The sequence below is a fragment of the Sneathiella glossodoripedis JCM 23214 genome (genome assembly GCF_000616095.1).
GTDB classification, from domain to species: domain Bacteria; phylum Pseudomonadota; class Alphaproteobacteria; order Sneathiellales; family Sneathiellaceae; genus Sneathiella; species Sneathiella glossodoripedis.
Map to the genome: position 1 here is coordinate 17,097 of NZ_BAMS01000002.1, position 24,786 is coordinate 41,882.

The window sequence follows — 24,786 nt, forward strand, 5'->3', positions numbered from 1 at the left end:
TTACTCACTCGCCAATTCGCCGAAGGGCAAAATGATTGCCTGATCTGGATTATACTCCAGTGTTAAATCCTGTCCGACTTCCGACTGGCGGTCCTGCCCGACATTCACCAGGGACATTTTTATTTCCTTACCCTGATCACCTTCAAGGAAAACGTTATATGTTTGCCCTTCAAACTCTTCATTTTGAACGCGCGCGCGGATTCTGTTGTGCGTTAAAGACGTCTCCGTAGCCAGATTGCAGGCTTCGGGGCGTAAAAACATCATCGCCTGATCACCGACCGAGAGTTGGCCTATGGCCGCAGGTGCTATGCGAGCAACAAGGGCGCCGCTGCGATTGGTTTCAATAATGGCATGTTTGCCATCAATGGATTTGATGCGTCCTCTGAAGACGTTGTTTTCTCCCACAAACGAGGCGACGAAAGGGGTCGCGGGATCATTATATATTGTGTGGCCATCCGCGATCTGGTCAATCACGCCCGCCCTCATCACAGCGACATTATCCGACATGGTAAGGGCTTCGCCTTGATCGTGTGTAATGTAAATGAATGTGATGCCAACGCGTTGTTGTATCTCTCGCAGTTCAGTGCGCATATGCTGGCGTAATTTAAGGTCCAGAGCAGAGAGTGGCTCATCAAGAAGCAATACATCCGGCTCAGCGCATAACGCGCGTGCGATTGCGACACGTTGTTTTTGACCGCCAGATAACTCTGATGGCAATTTGTCACCTTGACCAGGCAGAGCGATCATATCCAGAAGTTCATCTGCTCGTTTGCGGCGCTCCAGTTTGCTGACGCCTTGAACCTCTAGTGAAAAAGTAATGTTTTCCCACACTTTCATCAGTGGAAACAGTGCCAGATTTTGAAAGATAAGGGCCGTCGGGCGCTTGTTGGGCCCAAACCCGGCCATATCCTTCCCGCCAATTAGTATCCGCCCATCGCTGGGCTCCAAAAAGCCTGAAACCGCCCGAAGGATGGTAGTTTTTCCGCAGCCGGATGGACCAAGAAAGGAGAAAAATTCACCACCATTAATATTTACATTTGCTTCGCGAACCGCCACAAAGTCACCAAATCTGATCCAGACATCCTCAAGTGTGACGCCGACACCTCTGCTCATACCGCTCTCCGTGACCTAAATCGCTTACTGTCTTATTTTTTTGGCAGGATCATTTTTACAGGCTGCCCGACCATAACTTTCGGGCCGGGCAGTCGTATTTCTAACTCAGATTATGCGCTCTTGAATTTGTTTTCATATTCAGTGCGAACTTCACCATACCACGGTGCTTGAGGTGGCCACGGATTAAGATTGCTGAGTGATTCACCGGGGTAAGCATCAGAGAAGTTTTTCTTGTAAGCAGCACCAGCAAACCCGTCAGCGCCCAAAACAGGTGAATTATAGCCATGGTCATCAATGGCTTTGCCTGCATTTTTCGCTTCGTATGAGAATTTGATGAACTCATAAATCTGATCAATATTTTTGGCGCCAACTGGCATTGCCATTCCATCTACCATGCCATCGCGCCTTCCTTAGGTGCTTGATACATGATAGGCTCACCAGCGGTTTTCAGCGCCATTGGGGGCCCATCCCATGTCTGTCCGACGATTACGCCTTCGTTTAACAATCCATTTTTCTGGGTATCTGCATCATTCCAAAGAAGTTTGAGGTTCTTCTTACGGGCAATACACCACGAAGTTACTTTATCCCAGATTGGACGCATGGTTTCTTCATTGGAATAGGCTTTCCACATATCACCTGGCTCGAGCTCGCCAATGGTTTCCATGTATAAACCGGCACATAGCATCATGGAGTGCGGACGTCCCATTGTTTTGCCGGCATTTGCTTCATCCCAGATGTCACCGTAGCTCGGTGCGTCGCCAGCAGGTGCCCACTTATCAGTCCGCCATGCAATTCCTTCTGTTCCCCAAATGTGCGGCAGCCAATGGGAGCCTTTACCATTAAAGTTCCAATCTTTGTCGCCGATATTTGTCATGGCTGGATTAACCTTGTCGGTTGGTACACGGCCCATGTCAAACGGTTGAAGCAGTTCCAATGGACCCCATTCAAGTCCCTGATTATTGGTCGGAGATACGATGTCGAAGCCCTGACCTTTATTTGCTTTCATTTTGTTGATGATTTCTTCATTGGATCCGATACCGGTGTAGTTGATCTTGATGCCGGTTTCGTTTTTGAAATCTTCAATAAATTTTGGTGGCAAATAGTCAGACCACATCAGGATATTGATTTCCCCTGATGAGGATAATGCATTTTTGATATAAGCAGGACCAGTGGCTACAAAGGCACCCGCGGCCGTTGCACCTTTCAGTATTGTGCGGCGGTTGATTGAGCTGGATTTGTGTGTTTGTTTCGTCATGTGCGACTCCCCGTTTGCGAAAGTTTTCTACCCGACGGTTATGATCACAGGTTTTTTAATCCCATGTGACAGTCACCAGAAGGTCTTTGCTTTTTCACCCTTACCAGAAAAACGATAACACCACTTTTGTTCGCATGAAAACATTTTTCTTTAAGTTTTTTTGAATGATGGTGAGTTATGATTTTGCTAGGAAGTAATTGATTTAAATGATTTATTTTTCCTGCCTAATCTTTGTTCGATGATTGAATATAATTAAGGCAATGCGCGTTTGACCGTTTAGGGTGCTGTGAATATGGCAAAGTTCCCCGCAAATCACATTGTTTCCCAAATTTAAATACCTGATGTGGTTATTTTTGGGAATCAGATGAGGGTTGTCAGAAATTTTGATGAAAGATTGGGCAATTCGGGTCACTTGTTTGAGTATTAGATTTATTCCTGATCAATTGAGCCTTTGCAAATAAAGAGGCCCTTTGTAAATTGAAAATGATTTGGGTTTTGTGTTTGAGGGGAGAATTAGAATGAGCCGGGTTTTTACGCCGGGTGTCCCATTTGAGCCTGTTCCATTTCCGGATAGGCAAACTATGGATGACAGAGAAATAAAAGAAAGAAGTGAGATTTTTTATCAGAATATTCGAAAACGCCACTCTACTCGCGAGTTTTCAGATCGACCAGTGGACAAATGTGTGATTGAAAACTGTTTGAGATCTGCGGGCACTGCACCTAGCGGCGCCAATCATCAACCCTGGCATTTCTGCGCAGTATCTGACGCCGGGATAAAAGCAGAAATACAAACTGCCGCAGAAGAGGAAGAAAGGGCTTTTTACGGGGGGAAAGCTGCGAAAGAGTGGTTGGATGCCCTTGCGCCACTGGGGACGGATACAGCAAAACCGTTTCTATCGGTGGCCCCATGGTTGATTGTCATATTTGCTGAGCGGTATGGGCGTTTGGAAAACGGGCAAACTTATAAGAATTACTACGTTAATGAATCTGTTGGTATCGCCACCGGATTTCTGATCAACGCGTTACACAGCTCAGGGTTGGCGACCCTCACTCACACACCGAACCCAATGAAGTTCCTGAATAGGGTGTGCGGACGTCCGGATAACGAGAAGCCGTTTCTTATTCTTGTGACGGGCCATCCTGCCGACGACGCTGTTATTCCGAAAAAATCACAGGTAAAAAAGAATTTGAACGAGTTTACGAGTTTTCTCTGAACAGAGTTTAAATGGCTATCGTTTCGGGAAGTTCCGCCATATTGGCTTCGCTTTGGCGAAAAAACTCGGCTGCATGGAAACCGTCAACCAGTGAATGGTGAGCTTGTAAGTTAAGTGCCATGATCCAGCGATCACCGCGTTGTACATACTTTCCCCATACAATTCGAGGAATACAATCGTCTTTGTTCATGGTGGGGTGCAGAGCACCCGTAAAATGAACCCAAGGCATGCAGGATAAATAAGTATAAAATCTTGATTGTGCTTTTTCTTCAAGCTGGGTCTGTTTCTTGGCTTGAGCAATTTCTGATAAGCAGTTGCTTTTAAAAGTTTCCCAACTTGCACTAAACGCAACTTCGCAAAAAGCAAATTCATTGTTCTGAATGGGTACCGTGAAAGAGGGATCAGTTTGATCAGTAATTTCAACCCGATTGCCATCAAAGCGGGTCCGAAGCTCGTCTATTGAATTAACTGCGCGCATAATGCTGAACATGGTGAAAACGAAGTGAGGCAAACCTAACTGCCTTGCATTTTTGACAAATCGTGTGATGTCGATTTCAGTTGTTAAGGAAAAGAATGGATTTTCCGCTTTTCGGAAAAGCTCATAGGCATCACGTCTTGGCCAGTTTTCAATTTCGATTTCTTTAACAGACATACGCTTTTGCACCAGCTTAATTTTGTTCGAACAATGCCCAAATATCCTTCATCGGTATAAGCGCACCCAAGGCCATGACGGCTCCGCCTGCGATTTGTGTCAGCCAAGTGCTGCCGCGTTCGTTTCCGTTGTTCAGTTTTGCCGTGATTGCACCTGCAAATAAACCAACAAATCCCATAATGAGCAGGGCGGTTAGCTGAAACAGGACACCAAAAATAATAAATTGAACTGTTATATATTCACTGGATGTGTCTACGAACTGTGGAAGGAAGGCAAGAAAAAAGAGCGCCACTTTTGGGTTCAGGATACTCATCAGAATTGTTTGGCGGTAGATATGCCCAATGGCAAGCTGCCGGTTGTCAGCACCTATGGAAACTGCTGGTGATTTGTAAATTTGCCAACCGATATACACCAGATAGGCAGCGCCCGCATATTTAACGATAGCGAATAATACAGGTGAACTTGCCAAGATGGCTGACAGGCCAAGAGCCGCCAGTAGAATATGAACAAAGATTCCGGTCACCAACCCAAGTGCAGCAATCAAACCAGCTTTCCACCCTTGTGCCAGACCCCGCATCGCGACGTAAATGATGTCAGGTCCTGGCGCAATTGTAAGCATAAAGACAGCCGATAGGTAAAGAATAACTGTTGATAGTTCCGGGAGCATGAAAAGCCTCAGTGATGTGTGTGTTGACGTCAGGGTATTGGCTTTATTCTTGGCAGACAAGCATCAAAAATCTGATAGGCAAGTTGAATGTGGGTCAGCTTGGTATTATAGGGGGTGGGCTTGGCAATATTCGACAGAGAAGACAATGACAATCCAATATAGATCTGCGCTGGATTCAGACGCATCCGGTTTAATTCAACTGATTGCAAAATGTTATGGTGAGTATGAAGGGTGCATTCTGGATGTCGATCAGGAGGAGCCTCAATTAAATTATATTGCATCCTATTTTAAGGAAAAGAATGGACAGTTTTGGGTAGCAGAAACTCAAAAGAGAATTGTTGGATCCGTCGGCTATACCTATCTTGATGGTATATTTGAGTTAAAACATCTCTATGTTGATAGCGAGACGAGAAGGCAGGGAATAGCTTCTCGCCTTTGCGATTTGGTAGAAGCCGCAGCCATCGAAAGAAAGGCAGAGGCAATTATTCTCTGGACAGACACGCGCTTTCATCAAGCCCATTCATTATATGAACTGCGGGGATATACAGGTGGAACGCGGTCCCGCACGCTACAAGATTTAAGTAACACAATTGAATATTATTATGAGAAATCTTTGCGGGTTGGCTAATTTGGTGTATGAAACTCGTCCCGCAAAAAGATGAGGACTGGGAAACGTAGATGGATTATCCAATCAGGGATATGAAAGAAATTGACGCCAAAGCGCTGGGAATTTTGACCGACGCAGATGGCAATTTTTCGATTGCAATCAAAGGTTACATTCATAGCCTGAGCGAAGAGGAACTGCTGTCTGAAATGACGGATCAGTTGGACGTGAGAAACTCAGTTCGCAATGCACTCTTACGCAAAGCCCAGAAAACCGTTTTGGCTGGATTGAAAAAAGGTCGTCTCCGATTGAGTGAAGAGGAACTTGAAGTTTTCGATCTGAATATATTGATATGGTTTGCTGATAAAGTGCTCAAAGGCGAGCATCAAGCTTATCTGGCAAAGTAATAAGGAGCTGCTCAGGCAGTAAGTTGAAATGGTTCATTCAACAGGTAAAATAAAAGCGGGCATACTTGGTGCAAGTGGGTACACAGGAGCGGAGGCCATTCGCCTTTTGCTTCGCCATCCGAATGTGGAAATAGTAGTTTTGACCGCGGATCGAAAGGCCGGAGAGGCAGTTGAAGACGTCTATCCCCATTTAGGCGGATACGGTTTGCCGGATATGGTGTCCGTTGAAGATGCTGACTGGTCAAAGGTAGATGTTGTTTTCTGTGGTCTACCCCATGGAACGACTCAGGAAATCATTGCGAAGCTACCCTCTACTGTGAAGGTAGTGGATCTGAGCGCAGATTTTAGGTTGCGCGATGCAGATACATATGCGCAGTGGTATGGTCATAAACATATGGCACCTGAACTCCAGAATGAGGCGGTGTATGGTTTGACCGAGTTGAACCGCGAGGATGTGAAAAGTGCACGTCTGGTTGCTTGCCCCGGATGTTATCCAACTGCAACTTTACTTGCCCTTGTGCCACTCGTTAGCGCTGGTCTAATTGATCCTAAAGACTTGGTGATAGACGCCAAATCGGGCATTACCGGTGCGGGTCGCGGACTAAAGCAGAACACATTGTTTAGCGAGGCTGGTGAGGGATTGAGCCCTTATAGCGTTGCTAGTCACAGACATGCGCCCGAAATCGAGCAGGAAATTGCAAAAGCGGCAGGCTTCGCAGCAAATGAGATGCGAGTGAATTTCATTCCGCATCTTATCCCCATGAGCAGGGGAGAACTTGTAACCTGTCATGTAAGGCTTAGTGAAGGAAAAACGGTTTCGGATTTGCGCGCGGAGTTTGCATCTGCATATGCAGATGAGCCCTTCGTAAGGGTGTTGCCTGAAGGGAAAATCCCTCAGACCCAGATGGTCAGAGGTTCCAATCATTGCGTACTGAATGTGTTTGAAGATCGCATTGCAGGAAGGGCAACTATTATTGCGACAATTGATAACCTGGTTAAAGGATCCAGCGGGCAGGCTGTTCAGAATATGAACCTCATGTTCGGCTTTGAAGAAACCTTGGGTCTCGAACAGGTTGCGCTGTTCCCATAGGAAATCAGGCTTTAGGAAAATGAGATGAGTAATAATATTCACACATTCAAAGGGGTCACACCTTCATTTGATGATACTGTGTTTGTCGCCCCTTCAGCAGATGTGATTGGCGATGTAGAAATTGGTGAAGGGTCAAGTATCTGGTTTAACTGTGTTGTTCGGGGTGACGTTAATTCCATTCGAATTGGTAAACGAAGCAACATTCAGGATGGGACCGTTATCCATGTTTCCAACGGGACGCATCCTGCGGTTATTGGAGATGACGTTCTGGTTGGGCATAACTGCATTATACATGGATGCACACTTGAAGATGAAAGTTTCGTCGGTATGGGGGCTACTGTATTGGACGGTGCAGTTGTTGAAAGTGGCGCAATGGTTGCCGCGGGCGCGTTACTTACACCAAACAAACGCGTGCCAACGGGTGAGCTCTGGGGAGGCTCACCAGCGAAGTTTCTCCGTAAACTCTCTGATGAAGAGGTTGCAAACCTGACCAGCGGTGCAAAACACTATGCTGAGTTGGCCCAGATCTATAAATCAGGCAAATAGCCTTTAAGGTCCAGTTTTTCCTGGTTTCGCTTTTACACGCACATAGGAGCCAGGAGCATCTTCTATTGGCTTAAGCTTGCCTTTCTCGGGATCTCTGGCCGGGACTTTCTTGCCTGACTTTTTAGACAGCCATTTGTCCCAATGAGGCCACCATGATCCCGGATGTTCACAGCGTCCTTTAGCCAGTCATCAGCTGTTTCATATTTTTTGCGGGAATTGTTTGTCCAGTATTGGTACTTGTTAGCAGATGGATGGTTCATGACACCTGCAATATGACCTGAACCTGCGAGCATGAATTCAGCCGGGCCGCTCATGAGCTTGGTTGCCTTGAATACTGAATTATAGGGGGCGATATGATCCTCTCGGCTGGCCTGAACAAAGATCGGCGTCTTAACTTTAGAAAGGTCAATTGGTTGCCCGCCAAGGGTTAATCCTCCGGGCTTACTGAGAAGATTCTTCTGATACATATTCCTTAAGTAGAAGCTATGCATCTGTGGTGGCATATTCGTGGTATCACAGTTCCAGAAAAGAAGGTCAAATGGGAAAGGGTCTTTGCCCATCAGGTAGTTGTTCACTACAAAAGACCATATCAAGTCATTGGAGCGCAACATATTGAAAGTTGTCGCCATGTTTTTTCCTTCAAGAAAACCGGCAGCTTTCATTTTGCGCTCAATCATCTGCACCTGCTCTTCGTCCGTAAAGAGGAGCAAATCACCAGCTTCTTCAAAATCGGTCTGCGCTGCGAAAAAAGTGCAGGCCTTAATACGGTCCTCTCCAATAGCTGCAAGATAGGCGAGGGTTGCGGACATTAAAGTGCCACCGATGCAATAACCAATCGCGGTAACTTCTTTCTCGTCAATCGTTGCCTCGATTGCATCAAGTGCAGCCAGAATTCCTTCCGACATATAACTTTCAAATGTTCTATCCGCGTGCCGTTCATCCGGGTTGACCCAAGAAATTACGAAAACGGTATAGCCTTGATCTACGCACCATTTGATGAAGGAATTTTCCTGCTTCAGATCCAGAATATAAAATTTGTTTATCCATGGTGGCGTGATAAGCAATGGACGTTTGTAGACTTCCTCTGTGGTCGGCGTGTATTGGATCAATTGCATCAAGTCATTTTGAAAAACGACCTTACCTGGCGTTACCGCAATATTTTTACCAACCTCAAAAACGCCGTCAGGAACCATGCGGGGATTGAGTTGCCCTCTTCCATTCTTAAGATCCTCCAGCAAGTGCTCAAGGCCTTTGATCAGGTTTTCTCCTTTGGTTTCATATGTGCGTTTTAAAACGTCGGGGTTAGACCAGAAAAAGTTGCTGGGTGACATTGCATCGGTAATCTGGCGTGTATAAAAATCGACTTTCTTGTGGTCGGTTTCAGACAGGCCGTCGACTTCTGCTACCATGTCATTAATGGTTTTTGATGTCAGAAGGTAAGACTGCTTGATATAATCAAATATCTGATTTTTGGTCCATTCTTCTGAACGAAAACGCTTGTCGCTTTTGTCAGGCTCGATGACCGGTTTAACTTCTTGTCCCATTGCAGCCTGTGCTGCGTTTTGCCACAGCTCCATGTAACCTTGCCATAGCTGGGTTTGAGCTTGAATAATTTTTTCAGGCTCGCTGAGCATTTTTTGGGTGAGCTCCAGAAACGCTCCGCTGATGTTCAGCGGGTCGATCTCAACCTGTCCGGCAGATTTTTGTTGCTCATAAAATTCTGTGACCAGCTCCAGGCTTTTTTGGGACAAGCGAGCCAGATTGTCTGCAAATTCCTGAGAGTCTTCAGGAAAAGCGGGTGTAGAAACATTCGGATTCCGGTCTGACATAAGGTGCCTCGTCTGTTTTCTTCTGTTTCTCTTATTTATGTTTACTTTAACAGATGGAATTTCAAGGGCATCATAAAAACAGATAATTATGACATTTTGTCGTGATAACGTTGAATATATTGCGGAAAATCCCCCTATGTGCTTTAAGTTGGTAAGAATACGGGAATTCAAGCGGACATCTTTTGTGCTATTAAGGGCGCAATTACGATGGACTGCGGTAACTGAAACGGGTGCAGCGAATATGGTTGTAACAAAGGATAAACTTGTGAAGCTAGATTTTGGAAGTGCGAAACAAAGAGCTTCAAGGCTTGCAATGGCGGTGGCTCTACTAAGTGTAACTGGCTGTTCCACTCCAGACTGGGTTAATCCTGTTACCTGGTTCGAAGATGACGAAGCAACTGGACCTATTGAAAGTAATCAACCCGATGCAAATGCTGAAGGTGGAGAGTATCCTAAATTGGGCAAGACACCGCCTGTTCCTGGCCAGACGATTTCAATTGCAGAAGCTGAAACAATTGAAAATGGGTTGAGGGCTGACCGGCAAAATGCGGAGTATACAGATCAGCAATTACGGGCTGATACAGCAATACAACCCTTGCCGAAGCCAAAACCAGTCGCTCCACCTCCTGCACCAGAGGCGGAAGAAACCGCAACAGGGCCGGAAATTACTCCTGTCCCACCAGCACCGGTAGCCGCAACGCCTTTGGCCGCACCGGTATCACCACAAACGGCAAATGGCGTTAAATTGATGCCTCAAGCAGCTCCTGTGACGACACCTGAGCAGGCTTACGCGCGCCAGGTTCCCGGAGCGAATACTGTGGTAATCAGTGGAAATGGGGTTCAGGATGTATTCCAACAACAATTGGCAGCGTCTGCGGCGACAACTACAACACTGCCTGCGAACACACAATTCCAATCCTATCCTGTGGCCCCGCTTAACAATTCAGCAGTAACTGTAGCGCCTATCATTCAGGATACTTATAACCAACCTGTGGCACTGGGGTACGGATCCGCAACTGGAAATGCAGCAGGTGTGAGTGGAGTTTCATCGGGTTCCTATGGGACGCCGGATGCTGTGTTGTATTTTGAAACAGGGTCAGCACGTGTTGGGCAAGGGGATATGAACAAACTGCGTCAGATCGCACAGGCTCAATCAGCATCTGGCGCAACCGTGAAGGTTGTTGGTCATGCTTCCAGTCGTACTCGTGAGCTGCCATTGGACCGCCATAAAATGGTAAACTTGAGAATGTCTCAGCAACGCTCGACAAATGTTGTACAGGCTTTGATAAAACTTGGGGTTCCTTCACAAAAAATCATTGTGGAATCCAAAAGCGACAGTGAGCCTGTTACTCGCGAGGCAATGCCAAGTGACGAGGCAAAGAACCGTAGAACTGAAATCTTTCTCGTCAATTAGAAAGTCTTTGTTTAAAACCTAATTCGCGGATCAGTCCTTAAGCGTTTTGGCGCTTAAGGGCTGATTTTACATAACATCCTAACAAAATAGAGAAAAGGTCGATGAATTCTGATTTCCACCGCATTAAGCGCCTGCCACCATACGTCTTTGAAGAAGTTAACCGTATGAAAGCAGCTGCACGAGCGGCCGGAGAAGATATTATAGACCTTGGTATGGGGAACCCCGATCAGCCGACACCGCCACATATAGTTGAAAAGCTTGTCGAGACCGTCCGTGATGGGCGCACACATAGATATTCCACAAGTCGTGGAATTCCGGGATTACGTCGCGCCAACGCCGCCTATTATAAGCGCAGATTTGGTGTGGATATTGACCCCGAAACTGAAACTATTGCGACATTAGGCTCCAAGGAGGGGCTTGCAAACCTGGCAATGGCGATCACCACACCGGGTGATGTTATTCTCTCTCCCAACCCCAGTTATCCAATTCATCCCTATGGGTTTATCATTGCGGGTGCAGTGGTCAGGCATTTCGAAGTAGGGCCTCATATAGATTTTTTTGAAGCGCTGGAGCGAGGTATGGCGCATTGTTACCCAACGCCAACCTGCTTGATTCTGAACTTCCCTTCCAATCCTACAGCTATGACAGTAGATCTTGAATTTTACCGTCGGGTTGTTGCTTTCGCGCGTGAGCATCAAATGTATATTCTGTCAGATTTGGCATATGCGGAAATATACTTTGATGACAATCCGCCCCCATCCATCCTGCAGGTGGAAGGTGCAAAGGATTTGGCGGTTGAATTTACGTCATTGTCCAAAACTTATTCAATGCCCGGATGGCGGATGGGGTTTGCAACTGGAAACAAAGAGCTGGTCGGTGCGCTTACACGTATCAAATCCTATCTGGACTACGGTGCTTTCACTCCTATTCAGGTTGCCGCAACGGCTGCGCTAAATGGGCCGCAAGACTGCGTTGATGCAGCACGGAAGCTGTATCAATCCCGCCGGGATGTCATGATCAGCAGCATGTCAGCGGCCGGCTGGGAGATTCCATCCCCCAGCGCGACCATGTTTGCTTGGGCACCCATACCGGCACCATTTACCGAACTTGGCAGTCTGGAGTTTTCGAAATTGCTTCTTCAGGAAGCAAAGGTCGCAGTTGCACCGGGGCTGGGCTTTGGGGAGCATGGTGATAAGTTCGTCCGAATTGCCATGGTCGAGAATGAGCAGCGTATACGGCAGGCTGCGCGCAATGTTAAAAAGTTCTTGTCAGAAGCAGACCGTCATCTGGCATCCTATCACGAACAAAAGAGTGGTAACTAAAATGAAGATTGGTATCGCGGGTCTTGGAACAGTTGGTGTTGGTGTTATCAAGATTCTGCAGGCGCATGCGGAATTGCTCAAAGCACGTTCAGGGCAAAGGATAGAAATTACGGCAGTCTCCGGTAGATCTCGAAGCAAAGATCGGGGGATCAGTATAGATGATTATACTTGGTATGATAACGCCGTAGATATGGTTTCTGATCCCGAAGTAGAGTTGGTAGTTGAGCTGATTGGCGGCAGCGAAGGCGTGGCGAAGGACCTCTGTGTTGCAGCGCTTGGCGCAGGAAAATCGGTTGTTACCGCGAACAAAGCGTTGCTGGCAATGCATGGGACCGAATTGGCCAGCTTGGCTGAAAACAACAATGTCTCACTTAATTACGAGGCGGCGGTAGCTGGCGGTATTCCGATTGTAAAAGCATTGCGTGAAGGTCTTGCTGGAAATGCCATTAACCGGGTTTATGGAATTCTGAACGGAACCTGTAACTATATTCTGACTGAAATGGAAGAAACAGGCGGGGACTTTGGCGTAATCCTGAAAGAAGCTCAGGAACTGGGTTACGCGGAAGCGGATCCCGGATTTGACATTGATGGTGTTGATGCGGCGCATAAGCTCGCAATCCTAACCAGTTTGGCTTATGGGACACCCGTCGATTTCAACAGTGTCTATATCGAAGGCATTCGCGAAGTCGGGGCCCTTGATATCGCTTTTGCTCAGGAATTCGGTTATCGAATTCGATTGTTGGGCGTGGCTCGCAAAACAGCAAATGGTATTGAGCAGCGGGTACATCCGTGCATGGTGCGGCATGATACGCCTATTGCGAATGTATCAGGGGTATTTAATGCCGTTGTCGCGGAGGGTGACTTTGTTGACAACACAGTGTATGAAGGGCGCGGCGCGGGTGAAGGGCCGACCGCCTCTGCGGTGGTTGCAGATATAGTGGATATCGCTGCAGGTCGGCGGACCCCTACATTTGGCATCCCATGCTCTCAGTTACAGGATATCCCGAAAGTACCTGTCGAGGAGCATGTCGGATGTTATTATGTGCGTTTGACTGTTCTGGATTTGCCGGGAGTTATTGCGGATGTATCAGCCGCTTTCAGAGATGAAGAAATCTCGATTGAAAGTCTTTTGCAGCGCGGTCGAGCGCCAGAGGAAGCCGTTTCAGTGGTTTTGACCACACATGAAGTTAAAGAAGCAGCGTTGCAAAAAGCGCTCGCTGTAATTGAAAAGTTTGATCATAGCGTAGATAAACCGCGTATGATCCGTATTGCAACACTTTGAATATGAGTGAGGTGATTATCACCTCCAACTGGATGATAGAGAATGTCTGAAATTTCCAAACTGGATCGCAAATTAACTCTGGAGATTGTTCGCGTAACCGAGGCTGCAGCCAGAGCTGCTTGTAACCTGGTTGGGCTGGGTGATGAAAAAGCAGCAGATCAGGCCGCAGTCGACGCTATGCGGACTGCCCTGAACGAGCTTGATATCGACGGAACCATTGTTATTGGTGAAGGTGAGCGTGATGAAGCACCTATGCTGTATATCGGTGAAAAAGTCGGTACTGGAAATGGCCCTAAAATTGATATCGCACTGGATCCGCTAGAAGGCACAACTCTAACTGCCAAAGGGGGGCCGAACGCGTTGGCCGTTATCGCTTTTGCAGAATCAGGGAACTTTCTTCATGCACCTGATACCTACATGGAAAAAATTGCAATCGGTGGTGGCTATCCAGAGGGTTTAATTGACCTGGACAAATCAGCTGGAGAAAATATGCGTGCGTTGGCAGATGCCAAAGGGGTGCCGGTAAATCAGACTATCGCCTGTGTTCTGGATCGCCCTCGTCATGCAGAAATTATTGCCTCTATCAGAGAGACCGGAGCCCGTATCAAGCTGATATCCGATGGTGATGTGGCGGGTGTAATGGCAACAGCTAACCCTGATACAGGCGTTGATATGTATGTCGGAACCGGCGGCGCACCAGAAGGTGTTCTCGCGGCGGCTGCGCTGCGCTGCATCGGCGGACAAATGCAGGGGCGTTTGGTCTTCAGAAACGAAGACGAGAAAGCCCGTGCGATCAAGTGGGGCGTTACAGATTTCAGTAGGGTCTATAATCTGGAAGAACTGGCGGCGGGAAGCGTAATTTTTGCTGCAACCGGCGTGACAGATGGTTCAATGCTGCGTGGGGTTCGACAGATCAGGGATCGTGTTCATACTGAAACTGTTGTCATGCGGTCGCATACAAGCACAGTTCGTTATATACGTGGAAATCACCGCGCATAAGGCGGGATTAACCGATGACCGGCGGTGATAGCACAGCATTTTTGGGTGTTAGCAGCTCATTGCTGGAAAAACGCTGGCGGCTTCGCAGCGGTGATGAGCGCACAGCCCTTGCATTGTCTCAACGCTTGGGCGTGCCAGAGATCATTGGACGTGTCTTGGTTGGGCGTGGGGTGAGGATTGACGATGCGGAGCGATACCTGCAGCCCACCTTGAGAGATCTGCTGCCTAATCCAAGTCAGTTTAAGGACATGGATGCGGGCGCAGAACGGATAGCTAATGCAATAACCAGCGGCGAAAAAATCGCTGTTTTTGGTGATTACGATGTGGATGGAGCTACATCGTCGGGATTACTAAAGCGGTTTTTCGACCTGATTGGGGTTCCGCTGACAGTCTATATTCCCGATCGCATGAAAGAAGGTTACGGTCCCAATAAAGAAGCCTTTGATAAGTTGCGCTCACAGGGGATTAATCTTGTGATCACAGTTGACTGCGGCATTGTATCTTTCGAACCGTTGGAACATGCTCGTAAAATCGGCTTGGAAGTGATTGTGGTTGATCACCATCAGGCAGAAACAAGATTACCTGAAGCCGTAGCGGTCATTAACCCTAAACGCCATGATGAAACTCAGGAGTATGCCTATCTGGCAGCTGTCGGGGTGAGCTTCATATTATTGGTTGCTCTCAATCGCTTTTTAAGGGAGAGCGGATGGTATGGGAGTAAGTCTCCCCCTGATTTGATGCATCTGCTGGATTTAGTGGCTCTAGGGACGGTTTGTGATGTTGTGCCACTTGTGGGACTTAACAGAGCTTTCGTCTCGCAAGGTTTGAAAATCATGTCGCAGCGACGTAATCCCGGCTTGGTCGCTCTGGCTGATGTCGCTGGAATAGATGAAACACCAGGAACATATCATCTGGGATATATTTTGGGGCCGCGTGTAAATGCCGGGGGGCGCGTTGGTAAACCTGAATATGGGGCCCGTCTATTGGCAAGCACCAATTTCGATGAATGTGTTCAATTGGCCAGATTTCTCGATCAGAACAATACTGAGCGTAAAGAGATTGAGCAGCGGGTGACGGATGAGGCGCTGCAACTTGCTGAGTCTCGTTTGCAAGGCGACGAAGCTGTTCTCGTCGTTGCTGGTGAGGGTTGGCATCCGGGTGTTATTGGAATCGTTGCCAGCCGTTTGAAGGATGCCTTTCAACGACCCGCTATCGTGATTGGCCTTGACGGAGCAGAGGGTAAGGGTTCCGGTAGATCTGTAGTCGGTGTGGACCTGGGGGCAGCAATCGGTGTCGCTCGTCATAAAGGCCTTATAGTGGCCGGAGGAGGACATGCCATGGCTGCTGGACTGACAATTCAGTCCGATAAAGTTACAGAGTTTTCAGAATTTTTGAATAGCCGTTTGAGTGCTGATGTTCGAGCGGCAATTAAAAACGCTTCTTTAGGTGTTGATGGCGCCTTGTCTGTTGAGGGTGCAACTGTTGAGTTGATTGAACAGATGGAGCAGGCCGGGCCTTTCGGTGCGGGTAATCCTGAACCCAGATTCGTGTTAAATAATGTTAGGATCGTACAGTCCTCAATCGTTGGCGAAAATCACGTTCGAGTTATATTAACAGGCGCTTCGGGTAAGGGGCGTTTGACGGGGATAAGCTTTAGAAGTTTGGATACGCCACTTGGTGTTAGTCTCTTGGAGCATCAGGGCGCCAGCTTTCATATAGCAGGGCATCTTCGAAAAAACACTTGGAGAGGACAAACTTCGGCGCAGATATTGATTGAGGATGCGATTAGATTAAGTTGATAAATAAGGCAAAATGCGCACTTGCCCGACCAACTCAAAAAAAAATTAAAAATGTTGAATTTTTTACTTGATCGGCTCGGCAAATATCATTAGAAACTGCCTCCAGCAACACAGTGTGTCCCCTTCGTCTAGTGGTTAGGACGCCAGATTTTCATTCTGGAAACAGGAGTTCAATTCTCCTAGGGGATGCCACCCTTCTTCTGGGGTTGCACAAGAAAGCGTCCCTAGGGACGCTTTTTTTGTGGCCGGTTTTCTTCCTATTTTGAAAAGCGACGGTGCCTTTCCCATATAGGTGATATAATGTTTGCGTTGTGTTAGCTGCAGGAGGCTATTGATGGATTTAAGGCTGTGTTTTGAAAATAAATCAGGTGTGAAAATAGATGAAGCGTCCGTCTTTCGTCATTATGCGGAAAATTATCTGTCTGGTTTTAACGTGGAATGGGGCGGCTCAATCAGTATTCCACATAAAGACACTCACACCGTCCAGATGGAGCCTGCCTGGCAGTATTTTATTCGGGATGCCAGTATTGCCTGCCGTGATTATTTACAGGAGTATCTAACACGAAATCCCATGGCCGGGTATTTCGTGCATATTTATGAATGTGAACGCGGGCAGAATGATCGCAAAATCTATTGATCATTTCTGATCAAATTTGGCGTCCTCAATAATTGCATTGGTCATCACAGCGCCTTCCAGATTTGCGCCTGTGAAGTCTGCATCCATCAGGTTCGCCTCAGTCATATCAGCTTCTGACAGATTTGCGTTCGTAAAACGGGCTGCTGCAAGATTGGCAGGCCATTTTTTGCCCATGGGTTTCCCATCCGGACCCTTCAAATCAACAGCTGTAATCATCGCGCATTTTAAATTTGCATCAGTAAGGTTGGAACGCGTGAGGTTGACGCCTTCCATGACGGAATAGGACATATCAACTCCGACTAGGGTGCAATTGGAAAGATCCGTCATGACCATTTGAGCCCCGCGCATATTGGTTTTGGTCAAATTGCATCCGCGCATATTGGCGCCACTGAGCGCACAGTCACTTAAGTCCATGTTCGACAGGTCCATTTCATGCAGATCTGCACGTTCCCCCGCAGATCCATTTGAGGCAACCCATTTGAAGTGCTTTTCCAGAATAGTTTTGAGACTTGGCGGCAGCGGTGTGGATTCCCTCGTTTTTTCTGTCGGCATGGATTTGGCCTGATCGTCGCTCAAATTCACACCTTCCAGATTGGCTCCCTGCAACGACGCACCTTTGAGGTCCGCACCGTCGATCGTCGCACCGCTCAGGTTTGAACCGGTAAGATCAGCGCCTTTAAGGTTGGAGTTGCTCAGATTGCAGTTTTCCATATTGGCCCCTGCAAGCATGGCGTTATCCATTTCACTTTCAGACAAATCTGCGCCATTGAGCTGAGAATAGGCCAAATTTGCGTTGGATAGAAATGCTCCTGAAAGATTTGCTCCTGTCAGGTTGGCTTTTTCAGCGATGACATCTTCCATGTCTGAGCCGGAAAGGTTGGATGATCCAAATGTGACGGTTTTGCCGCCAGCCAGAATCATTGATCCACCCCGAAAATCTGCTTCTTGTAGGTTGGCACCATTCAAGCGCGCGCCGCGCAGTTCCGCCCCGCGTAAGTCGGCTCGAATGAGGAGGGCGTTAGTCAGGTCCGCTTTGGTGAAATCAACAGCAAACAGGTCCGCTTGTATGAGGTTGGCACCCCGCAATATAGCGCGCGACAGATTGCACCCTGAGAATACTGATTTCTGAAGCTTGGCACCTTCAAGATTGGCACCAGAGAGATCGACCTGCTTGAAGACTGCTTGTCGTCCTTCCTTGGGGTTACGCAGCCATTTTTTGTGTTGCTCCAACATTATTATTATCTCTTGTGGAGTAATGGTTGGCATTTGTTTCCCTTTTGGACCTAGACTTTTACACAGCTAAAATTAGTTAAAAAACCACAATTTGGCTATAATTTTCTGTATTAAGGCCCCAAGGTTAATAACTCGTTTCCTTTATGATTGTTACAGTCGGATGAGATAAATTTTACAGGGTGGTAATAATGAATATTACGCAGGAACAGGTTGACGCTTTACTGCTATGGATTGAAGATCGCAAATCAGCTTATCTGGCCAAAGGGTTTTCGTTGGCAGCGGAAGCTGGAATTGAAAAGCTTGGCGGTATGGATGCAGCGGCTCACTTAAGCGACGCTGACAGGGAAAAGTCGTTATCCGATCTTAGGTCGGAAATGCTCTTGGCGGAAGAGTTCTACAAGGATGCCCGGCAGATATTGTTTGCTGGTAGGCAGGGTGGCTGACACAGCAGAAGCTATGCCAGTTTTTTGGCTTCCTCACGACGTTTCAATTCAACAATCTCTGTGATTTGCTCAATGAAGCGCTCTTCTTTTTCTTCGGAAATTTCAAATTTTACTGCGACGCCGTTTTGCAATTTGCGCACAACGCGGGCCGGGATCATCCCCAGATCTTCGATATTTACGGTTAGCCGCGTGTCATCTTTGAGCTGAACATCCATGCTGATGCCAGCACCACCGGCTGAAATATTCAGAATTTTTCCTTTAAACTGATCGTCACCAGTTTGCACAACTGCGGGAGCAGAAATGATAACCCTTTTATGTTCCCGTCTGTTTTCTACTGCTTCACTCGTCATTAAATCCCCCGATTAAATTTTTGAAATCAAGCGTGCTTCCAGTACCCATACCCAATTAAGTGCTGTGACTTTGGGAGAAAATAGTTAAGAACATATTGTCAAAACGCGGTTTATTTTGAATTTATTGAAAATTTTTGCTAATATCCGCTTTAAGGATTTGTTTACGCTATCCCGTTAAATTTCCTTAAGTGCTGGTCTTTTTGAAGGCCATTTCCTTAAGAGTAAGAGGATACAGAATGCAGCAGGTCGAACTCAAATCACTGGTCAGTGATTTCAAAACAGATTTCTCCAGCAAGTCGCGAGTTAATCGTAAAACTGTCGCTGATCGGGCCAATGTCGCCAATATCGCTGCTCTCGCAATGCTCTCTGATACGGTATCGGAAAAGAACACGGACAGTTTTCTTGCCAAAGCGAAAGAGATGAAATCTTTGACAGCCGAGTTGGGGGAAATGACCGATTTTCTGGAAGATCTGGGAAAGCGTGCTCGCAAAGGGTAATTGATCCTGTAAATTTGAAATTCCGTTGGGGCAGGCCAACTGGACCTGCCTTTTTTTGTGGCCAGCGTCCGCTCTCACCACTGGCGGCAAGTCATCGATGGTAGAGTTTATAGTTTCTGACGTGGCCATTTCTGATAAGTGTTTCCAGGGCCGCATTGAATTTTTTCAGTAACTCTTCTGCTCTGGGATGATTTTTGGAAAAAATCATATGTCCAAGATCGAAGCTGATACTTTCTCCTAAAATGGTAATCTGGTCTTTCTTGTCGCCCAGCGTATTCAATAGCTGAGAGGTGGCGACTTCCTTGTCTTCAATCATGAAATCCGCGCGCCCACGTAGAAGCATTTTCCAGCAATTGACAGGAAATACCCGCATAATTTTCCCTTTTCGATACATTCGATCGAGGCGTGGATGACCCGCATTGCCAAGTGGAAGGCATTGGGTGTAACCGACCAGATCATTCCAGTTCTGAAATTGAATTGGTGAGTTTACGGGAGCGTAAATGTGGCTCTCCCACACCACAATAGGGGAGCTGTACAGAAAATCGCGGTTGCGCTCTTCCGTCTTCATATATGGAAATGTCGCGATATATTCTCCTCGCAGAGCCATGGAGTACCCCCGCTTCCACGGAAGATAATCGATCACAACCGGCTCATTCATTTCCTCGAAGACGCGTTTGACAAGCTCGGTTGTGATGCCGCCAACGGGATGCTGTCTGGAGCTGTAGGGAGGGTATTCCCCGGTCGCTAGTCGCAGTTGGGCGAAACTATTGCTCGTGAATGTGAAAATGACTGTTAAGCCCAGACCGAAAATCCAGCAGATGCAACCAACCCAAGATACCATTCTGAACCTAAGCTCACTTGTTGCACAAACAAACATGACGCATCACTAAAGTAACGCGCGCACAGTGTTAGTCAATATTTCAATTTTTCGAACATTTGAGAGAACTGGTATTGGGATTTATCGATCAGGTAACACTGCGAACCGCTGGGCTAAAGTGGTTGCATCAGCACTCCATATAGATCTCTCTAGTGAAATCTGTGCCTTATAGTGTTGTTGGCATAAGGCGTATCACGCTTATCATCCAGTGTATACAATTTCTGATATATGAAGTGAACTTAATAAGATAAAGCAGAACAGTGCAGTTGGAAGACTCCCAAGGATGCTTGCTGAAATTTTTACAGTTAACTCATCTTGCGCCTTAAACGTAACAACTAAAAGGAGCAGCCAAGAGCACAACATTAGTACAGTATAGGCTAGCGTGCTTAAACTCCATCGGTACGTTAGCCAATCTAACTTGCCATCAGCATCATAATATCCTTCGATATAACCTGATAAACCTAAAATCTGCGTGCTTAAAAATACTATAAAGAATGTGATCCACTGCCCACGGGTTCTTGAGATGCCTGCAATCATTTGCGTTTACCTTCATTTAAGCGTTGCCACAACTGAACGAGTTATTAGATTGCGACACGAACTTTGATCAAAGTAGCACTGGAGCTAAGTAAATAGAGTAGTTTCCTTGGGATCGTACAAACTCGACTTGCACTATACATCTTGGTAGGGGAGAGAATTAAGTTTGAAGTTAACAGGTGCGATTTGTACAAAAATTATGAAGGTGAGGGAAGATAAAATGTCTGATGCTTGAGTTTGATGGTACAAAAGAGCATTGAAGTTTTGGCTGGGGAACCTGGACTCGAACCAGGATTGACGGAGTCAGAGTCCGCTGTCCTACCATTAGACGATTCCCCAGCAGGATCACACTCAATCGTGTGAATAGGCGGCTTCACTACCAATTCAGATCAAAGCTGTCAATGAGGTAATTGCCTGTTTTAAAAAAAATTGGCGGGGCCGGGAGCGTTGGAAAACTGCAATTGAGATAACTTTACAAATTTTTTTGTGAAAACTTCCTCGGAAAACTGTTAGTCTATCTACAAACAGCCAATTGGCTAATTCTTTATGTCCTGGAGGGCAGTTTGAGTGACTGTGTCAAATAGTCCGAGCAAGGTACGTGACAACAGGCGGAGATATCGACAAAAGCCAAGACCGGCGAGATGGAACAAAGGAAGATGGTCCCATACATACGGGGCAGTAGATCTTGGAACCAATAATTGTCGGTTGCTTGTCGCAAAGCCTGAGTCCCGCAGCTTTCGTGTGATCGATAGCTTTTCGCGGATTGTGCGCCTCGGCGAAGGTGTGAGCCAGAGTGGCCAGCTTTCAGAGGCTGCGATCAATCGCACCATTGAAGCGTTATCCATTTGTGCTGACAAGATGGATCGCCGCGGTGTCTCCCGCATGCGCTGCGTTGCAACTGAAGTCTGCCGAAAAGCAGCAAACAGTACCGAATTTCTGGAGCGGGTCCGCGCTGAAGTTGGTATTGAGCTGGATATAATCTCGACGGAGGAAGAAGCAACGCTCGCGCTCAACGGATGCGCGCCGCTGTTGGACTATCGCAACAAGTTTGCACTTGTATTTGATATCGGCGGAGGCAGTACAGAGTTGGTCTGGCTTCGCTTAGGGCGAAACCGTGAAAACCGGATCGTTGGATGGACCTCAATTCCTTATGGTGTTGTGTCTTTGACTGAACAGCATGGAGATGTCTCGACGGATCCGACAGCTTATCAGCGAATGATCGCAGATGTGGCCGTTCATGTGAAAGCCTTCGAAGAAAAATACCGAATACGGGAAGAAATTCGAAGGGGCAGAGTTCAGATGCTGGGGACATCCGGTACGGTGACCACGCTAGCCGGTGTGTTGTTTGGCTTGCCACGATATAATCGGCGCCGCGTGGATGGTGCTTGGCTGCAGACTTCCAAAATACTGAAAATCTGTGACCGTTTGGCGAGCAGCGATTATAACGCACGGGCGGGGGAGCCTTGCATCGGGGTTGAACGCGCAGATCTGGTTGTCTCGGGTTGCGCAATTGTGCAGGCAATGTATAACACATGGCCCGTACGCAGGTTGCGCGTTGCGGACCGCGGCGTCAGAGAAGGTTTGTTGATCGGCTTGATGAAAGATGCCGATAGGGAAATCGAGCAGGCTGCCGAACTAACCCCCAAAGTAGCAGAGAAGTTGATGTAATGGTGAATAAAGGCAATAAGGGCAAAAAGGCCGGTATTGGTGCGAGTGAGACAACAGGACGTCTGTTGCACACGAAAGTGAAAACTGCACGCGGCCGGAAATATTCGTCAAAGCTTTGGCTTGAGAGGCAACTGAATGATCCATGGGTTGTAGAAGCTAAAAACCGCGGTCTACGGTCTCGCGCCGCATTTAAACTGATGCAACTCGATGATAAATATAAATTACTTAAGCCCGGCGATTCCGTTGTGGATCTTGGGGCGGCACCTGGCGGCTGGACGCAGGTTGCTGTGGAGCGTGTCGGGGCCTTAAAAGGCAAAGGGCAGGTTCTTGCTGTCGATATCCTTGAAATGGAACCCATGGCCGGTGCAGAAGTCATGCAACTCGATTTTACGACGGAGGATGCGGACAAAAAGGTCAAGGACCGTTTGGGCGGACCTGTCAATGCCGTGATATCCGACATGGCTGCGCCAACAACAGGTCATCGGCAGACAGATCACTTAAGAATTGTGTATATGTGTGAACTGGCACTGGATTTTGCTATTGATGTGCTGGCACCAGGCGGCGTGTTTGTGGCCAAGGTACTTAAAGGTGGTACCGAGAATGATCTCCTTGATCTGCTTAAGAAAAGCTTCGCAACGGTCCGTCACGCAAAGCCTGACGCAAGCCGCCTGGATTCGCGAGAGGCTTACGTAATCGCGACCGGTTTTCGCGGCTAATTTAACTGGCGTAATTTTATTGCGCAGTGAGCAGATTTACCGCTTTAAAATTAGTCGACCGACCGGTTCTTTTAGGTGAATTTCAAAAAAATTTACGTCCTGCATTTTTGCTCTAGGAATTTCAAAACTTGCCGTTATGATTGCGCTGCAATTCTTAAGGAGTTGCTATGAAAATCCGTGAAGCCTATACGTTTGACGATGTCCTGCTGCAACCCGCAGCCTCTGACATTCTACCGGCACAAGCCAAAACTACGACAAAACTGACAAATAAAATTGAACTTGGAATCCCGTTGATTTCCAGTGCTATGGATACTGTTACCGAGGCCCAGATGGCAATTGCCATGGCGCAGGCTGGCGGTATTGGCGTTATCCATAAAAACCTGTCTATCGAGGAACAGGCGCAGGAAGTCCAGCGGGTCAAGAAGTTTGAAGCGGGTATGGTGGTAAACCCTCTGACAATATCACCCGATGCACCATTATCAGAAGCCCTTCGCCTGATGCAGGTTCATAAAATTTCCGGCATTCCCGTGACTGAACGCAAGAACGGTAAGCTTGTCGGTATTCTGACGAACCGGGATGTGCGTTTTGCAACTGATGAAAGTCAGGCCGTTTATGAGTTGATGACACGGGATAATCTGGTCACCGTGACGGAAAGTGAAGCAACGCAGGAAGATGCCAAAATCCTCTTGCACAAACATCGGATTGAAAAACTGCTGGTCGTCGATGATGCATATCGCTGCATTGGCTTGATTACAGTTAAAGACATTGAACGCTCGACCCTTTTCCCGAATGCTTCCAAAGACAAACAAGGCCGTTTGCGGACAGCTGCAGCCATCGGCATTGGTGATGATGGTATTGAGCGAGCCCAGGAATTGATCAACTCAGGCGTTGACGTCCTAGTGGTGGATACGGCGCATGGCCATTCCTCCGCGTGCTTGAAGCAGTTGGAAAAGTCAAAAAGCTTAGCAACGAAGTGCAGGTAATCGGCGGGAATGTGGCGACGTCTGAAGGGACAAAAGCCTTGATTGACGCCGGTGTGGACGCCGTTAAAGTTGGGATTGGCCCAGGTTCAATCTGTACGACTCGTATTGTTGCTGGTGTCGGTACACCTCAATTGACAGCGATAATGGATGCCGCCGAAGTGGCTCAAAAAGCAAATATTCCCATTATCGCTGATGGGGGAATAAAAACATCAGGCGACCTTGCCAAGGCGTTGGCTGGGGGCGCCAGCAGCGCTATGGTTGGATCACTTCTGGCAGGTACAGATGAAAGTCCGGGAGAAGTATTTCTCTATCAGGGACGATCCTTTAAATCTTATCGCGGCATGGGTTCGTTGGGGGCAATGGCCCGTGGCTCTGCAGATCGATATTTCCAGGAAGAGGTTTCGGATAATCTCAAACTGGTGCCGGAAGGAATAGAAGGGCGTGTCCCTCATCGTGGTCCCGCCAATGCAATTATCCATCAACTCGTTGGTGGGCTGAAGGCTGCTATGGGTTATACCGGAAATGCGACAATTCCCGAGTTGCAAAAGAATGCGTCTTTCGTTCGTATTACCAATGCGGGACTTAAAGAAAGTCACGTTCATGATGTTGCGATAACCCGCGAAGCACCAAACTACCGTCAAGGCTAACAGCCCTA

General features: G+C 47.4%; 23 protein-coding genes, 2 tRNA genes and 2 pseudogenes. 17 read left to right on the forward strand and 10 right to left on the reverse strand.

Annotated elements, in window-relative coordinates; genetic code table 11:
- A complete protein-coding gene (locus JCM23214_RS08065; protein WP_025898508.1) occupies positions 1-1,113 on the reverse strand; it encodes an ABC transporter ATP-binding protein in 1,113 nt (370 codons plus the stop codon).
- Positions 1,114-1,223: 110 nt separating this feature from the next.
- Positions 1,224-2,368: pseudogene (locus JCM23214_RS19720) on the reverse strand (substrate-binding domain-containing protein).
- A gap of 518 nt (positions 2,369-2,886) precedes the next feature.
- On the opposite strand from JCM23214_RS19720, the gene JCM23214_RS08075 reads away from it, so the two are divergent.
- Positions 2,887-3,582 (forward strand): nitroreductase family protein, encoded by a 696-nt coding sequence (locus JCM23214_RS08075; protein ID WP_025898509.1) that lies wholly within the window; start codon positions 2,887-2,889, stop codon positions 3,580-3,582.
- Between the two features lie 7 nt (positions 3,583-3,589).
- On the opposite strand, the gene JCM23214_RS08080 is transcribed toward JCM23214_RS08075, so the two are convergent.
- The gene (locus JCM23214_RS08080) at positions 3,590-4,234 is read right to left on the reverse strand and encodes a CatA-like O-acetyltransferase (RefSeq protein ID WP_025898510.1); all 645 of its coding nucleotides are present in this window, start codon (positions 4,232-4,234) and stop codon (positions 3,590-3,592) included.
- Positions 4,235-4,250: 16 nt separating this feature from the next.
- Positions 4,251-4,901, reverse strand: coding sequence for a LysE family translocator (locus JCM23214_RS08085; protein WP_025898511.1), 651 nt, complete (start codon positions 4,899-4,901; stop codon positions 4,251-4,253).
- A 145-nt stretch (positions 4,902-5,046) separates the two neighbouring features.
- Here JCM23214_RS08085 and JCM23214_RS19725 point away from each other — a divergent pair, with 145 nt between their 5' ends.
- Genes JCM23214_RS19725 through JCM23214_RS08105 form a run of 4 tightly spaced genes read left to right on the forward strand, consistent with a single transcriptional unit; the run spans position 5,047 to position 7,548 of the window.
- Positions 5,047-5,529: a GNAT family N-acetyltransferase gene (locus tag JCM23214_RS19725; RefSeq protein WP_159104318.1), complete on the forward strand. Its 483-nt coding sequence runs from the start codon at positions 5,047-5,049 to the stop codon at positions 5,527-5,529.
- 50 nt (positions 5,530-5,579) lie between these two features.
- On the forward strand, positions 5,580-5,912 hold the full coding sequence (locus JCM23214_RS08095; RefSeq protein ID WP_025898513.1) for a hypothetical protein: 333 nt from the start codon (positions 5,580-5,582) through the stop codon (positions 5,910-5,912).
- 28 nt (positions 5,913-5,940) lie between these two features.
- Positions 5,941-7,002 (forward strand): N-acetyl-gamma-glutamyl-phosphate reductase, encoded by a 1,062-nt coding sequence (gene argC, locus JCM23214_RS08100; RefSeq protein ID WP_025898514.1) that lies wholly within the window; start codon positions 5,941-5,943, stop codon positions 7,000-7,002.
- A gap of 24 nt (positions 7,003-7,026) precedes the next feature.
- Complete coding sequence (locus JCM23214_RS08105; RefSeq protein WP_025898515.1) at positions 7,027-7,548, forward strand: gamma carbonic anhydrase family protein; 522 nt, start codon at positions 7,027-7,029, stop codon at positions 7,546-7,548.
- Positions 7,549-7,610: 62 nt separating this feature from the next.
- Here JCM23214_RS08105 and JCM23214_RS19730 read toward each other — a convergent pair whose 3' ends face one another.
- Entirely contained in the window at positions 7,611-9,377 is a 1,767-nt protein-coding gene (locus JCM23214_RS19730; protein WP_199899431.1) for a PHA/PHB synthase family protein, read from the reverse strand.
- Positions 9,378-9,465: 88 nt separating this feature from the next.
- On the opposite strand from JCM23214_RS19730, the gene JCM23214_RS08115 reads away from it, so the two are divergent.
- From JCM23214_RS08115 to JCM23214_RS08145, 7 genes are all read left to right on the forward strand, one after another.
- Positions 9,466-10,791 carry an OmpA family protein gene (locus JCM23214_RS08115; RefSeq protein WP_025898516.1) on the forward strand — a complete coding sequence of 442 codons (1,326 nt, stop codon included), beginning with the start codon at positions 9,466-9,468 and terminating at the stop codon, positions 10,789-10,791.
- Between the two features lie 101 nt (positions 10,792-10,892).
- Positions 10,893-12,113 (forward strand): LL-diaminopimelate aminotransferase, encoded by a 1,221-nt coding sequence (locus tag JCM23214_RS08120; RefSeq protein ID WP_025898517.1) that lies wholly within the window; start codon positions 10,893-10,895, stop codon positions 12,111-12,113.
- Position 12,114: 1 nt separating this feature from the next.
- Positions 12,115-13,395, forward strand: a complete 1,281-nt coding sequence (locus tag JCM23214_RS08125; protein WP_025898518.1) for a homoserine dehydrogenase — start codon at positions 12,115-12,117, stop codon at positions 13,393-13,395.
- A gap of 42 nt (positions 13,396-13,437) precedes the next feature.
- Positions 13,438-14,394, forward strand: a complete 957-nt coding sequence (glpX, locus tag JCM23214_RS08130; protein WP_025898519.1) for a class II fructose-bisphosphatase — start codon at positions 13,438-13,440, stop codon at positions 14,392-14,394.
- A gap of 14 nt (positions 14,395-14,408) precedes the next feature.
- On the forward strand, positions 14,409-16,193 hold the full coding sequence (gene recJ / locus JCM23214_RS08135; RefSeq protein ID WP_025898520.1) for a single-stranded-DNA-specific exonuclease RecJ: 1,785 nt from the start codon (positions 14,409-14,411) through the stop codon (positions 16,191-16,193).
- Positions 16,194-16,310: 117 nt separating this feature from the next.
- Positions 16,311-16,385: transfer RNA gene (locus JCM23214_RS08140), tRNA-Glu, on the forward strand.
- Between the two features lie 142 nt (positions 16,386-16,527).
- Positions 16,528-16,830, forward strand: a complete 303-nt coding sequence (locus tag JCM23214_RS08145; protein WP_025898521.1) for a hypothetical protein — start codon at positions 16,528-16,530, stop codon at positions 16,828-16,830.
- Here JCM23214_RS08145 and JCM23214_RS08150 read toward each other — a convergent pair whose 3' ends face one another.
- On the reverse strand, positions 16,831-18,063 hold the full coding sequence (locus JCM23214_RS08150) for a pentapeptide repeat-containing protein (RefSeq protein ID WP_159104319.1): 1,233 nt from the start codon (positions 18,061-18,063) through the stop codon (positions 16,831-16,833). It abuts the gene before it with no gap.
- Between the two features lie 188 nt (positions 18,064-18,251).
- On the opposite strand from JCM23214_RS08150, the gene JCM23214_RS08155 reads away from it, so the two are divergent.
- Positions 18,252-18,506, forward strand: a complete 255-nt coding sequence (locus tag JCM23214_RS08155) for a hypothetical protein (protein WP_025898523.1) — start codon at positions 18,252-18,254, stop codon at positions 18,504-18,506.
- Positions 18,507-18,517: 11 nt separating this feature from the next.
- On the opposite strand, the gene JCM23214_RS08160 is transcribed toward JCM23214_RS08155, so the two are convergent.
- Positions 18,518-18,856, reverse strand: coding sequence for a PilZ domain-containing protein (locus tag JCM23214_RS08160; protein ID WP_025898524.1), 339 nt, complete (start codon positions 18,854-18,856; stop codon positions 18,518-18,520).
- A gap of 236 nt (positions 18,857-19,092) precedes the next feature.
- On the opposite strand from JCM23214_RS08160, the gene JCM23214_RS08165 reads away from it, so the two are divergent.
- Complete coding sequence (locus JCM23214_RS08165; protein ID WP_025898525.1) at positions 19,093-19,353, forward strand: hypothetical protein; 261 nt, start codon at positions 19,093-19,095, stop codon at positions 19,351-19,353.
- A gap of 91 nt (positions 19,354-19,444) precedes the next feature.
- Here JCM23214_RS08165 and JCM23214_RS08170 read toward each other — a convergent pair whose 3' ends face one another.
- From JCM23214_RS08170 to JCM23214_RS08180, 3 genes are all read right to left on the reverse strand, one after another.
- Positions 19,445-20,194 carry a substrate-binding periplasmic protein gene (locus tag JCM23214_RS08170; protein WP_025898526.1) on the reverse strand — a complete coding sequence of 250 codons (750 nt, stop codon included), beginning with the start codon at positions 20,192-20,194 and terminating at the stop codon, positions 19,445-19,447.
- Between the two features lie 237 nt (positions 20,195-20,431).
- On the reverse strand, positions 20,432-20,767 hold the full coding sequence (locus JCM23214_RS23310) for a hypothetical protein (protein ID WP_025898527.1): 336 nt from the start codon (positions 20,765-20,767) through the stop codon (positions 20,432-20,434).
- A 262-nt stretch (positions 20,768-21,029) separates the two neighbouring features.
- Positions 21,030-21,103 (reverse strand) — tRNA-Gln (locus tag JCM23214_RS08180).
- 228 nt (positions 21,104-21,331) lie between these two features.
- On the opposite strand from JCM23214_RS08180, the gene JCM23214_RS08185 reads away from it, so the two are divergent.
- The 3 genes and pseudogenes from JCM23214_RS08185 (at position 21,332) to guaB (ending at position 24,778) form a co-directional block, all read left to right on the forward strand.
- Positions 21,332-22,432 (forward strand): Ppx/GppA phosphatase family protein, encoded by a 1,101-nt coding sequence (locus JCM23214_RS08185; protein ID WP_199899432.1) that lies wholly within the window; start codon positions 21,332-21,334, stop codon positions 22,430-22,432.
- Entirely contained in the window at positions 22,432-23,148 is a 717-nt protein-coding gene (locus JCM23214_RS08190; RefSeq protein WP_025898529.1) for an RlmE family RNA methyltransferase, read from the forward strand. The genes JCM23214_RS08185 and JCM23214_RS08190 overlap by 1 nt, the downstream gene beginning before the upstream one ends.
- 167 nt (positions 23,149-23,315) lie before the next feature.
- Positions 23,316-24,778, forward strand: a pseudogene (guaB, locus tag JCM23214_RS19735) (IMP dehydrogenase).
- The last annotated feature ends 8 nt before the right edge of the window (positions 24,779-24,786 follow it).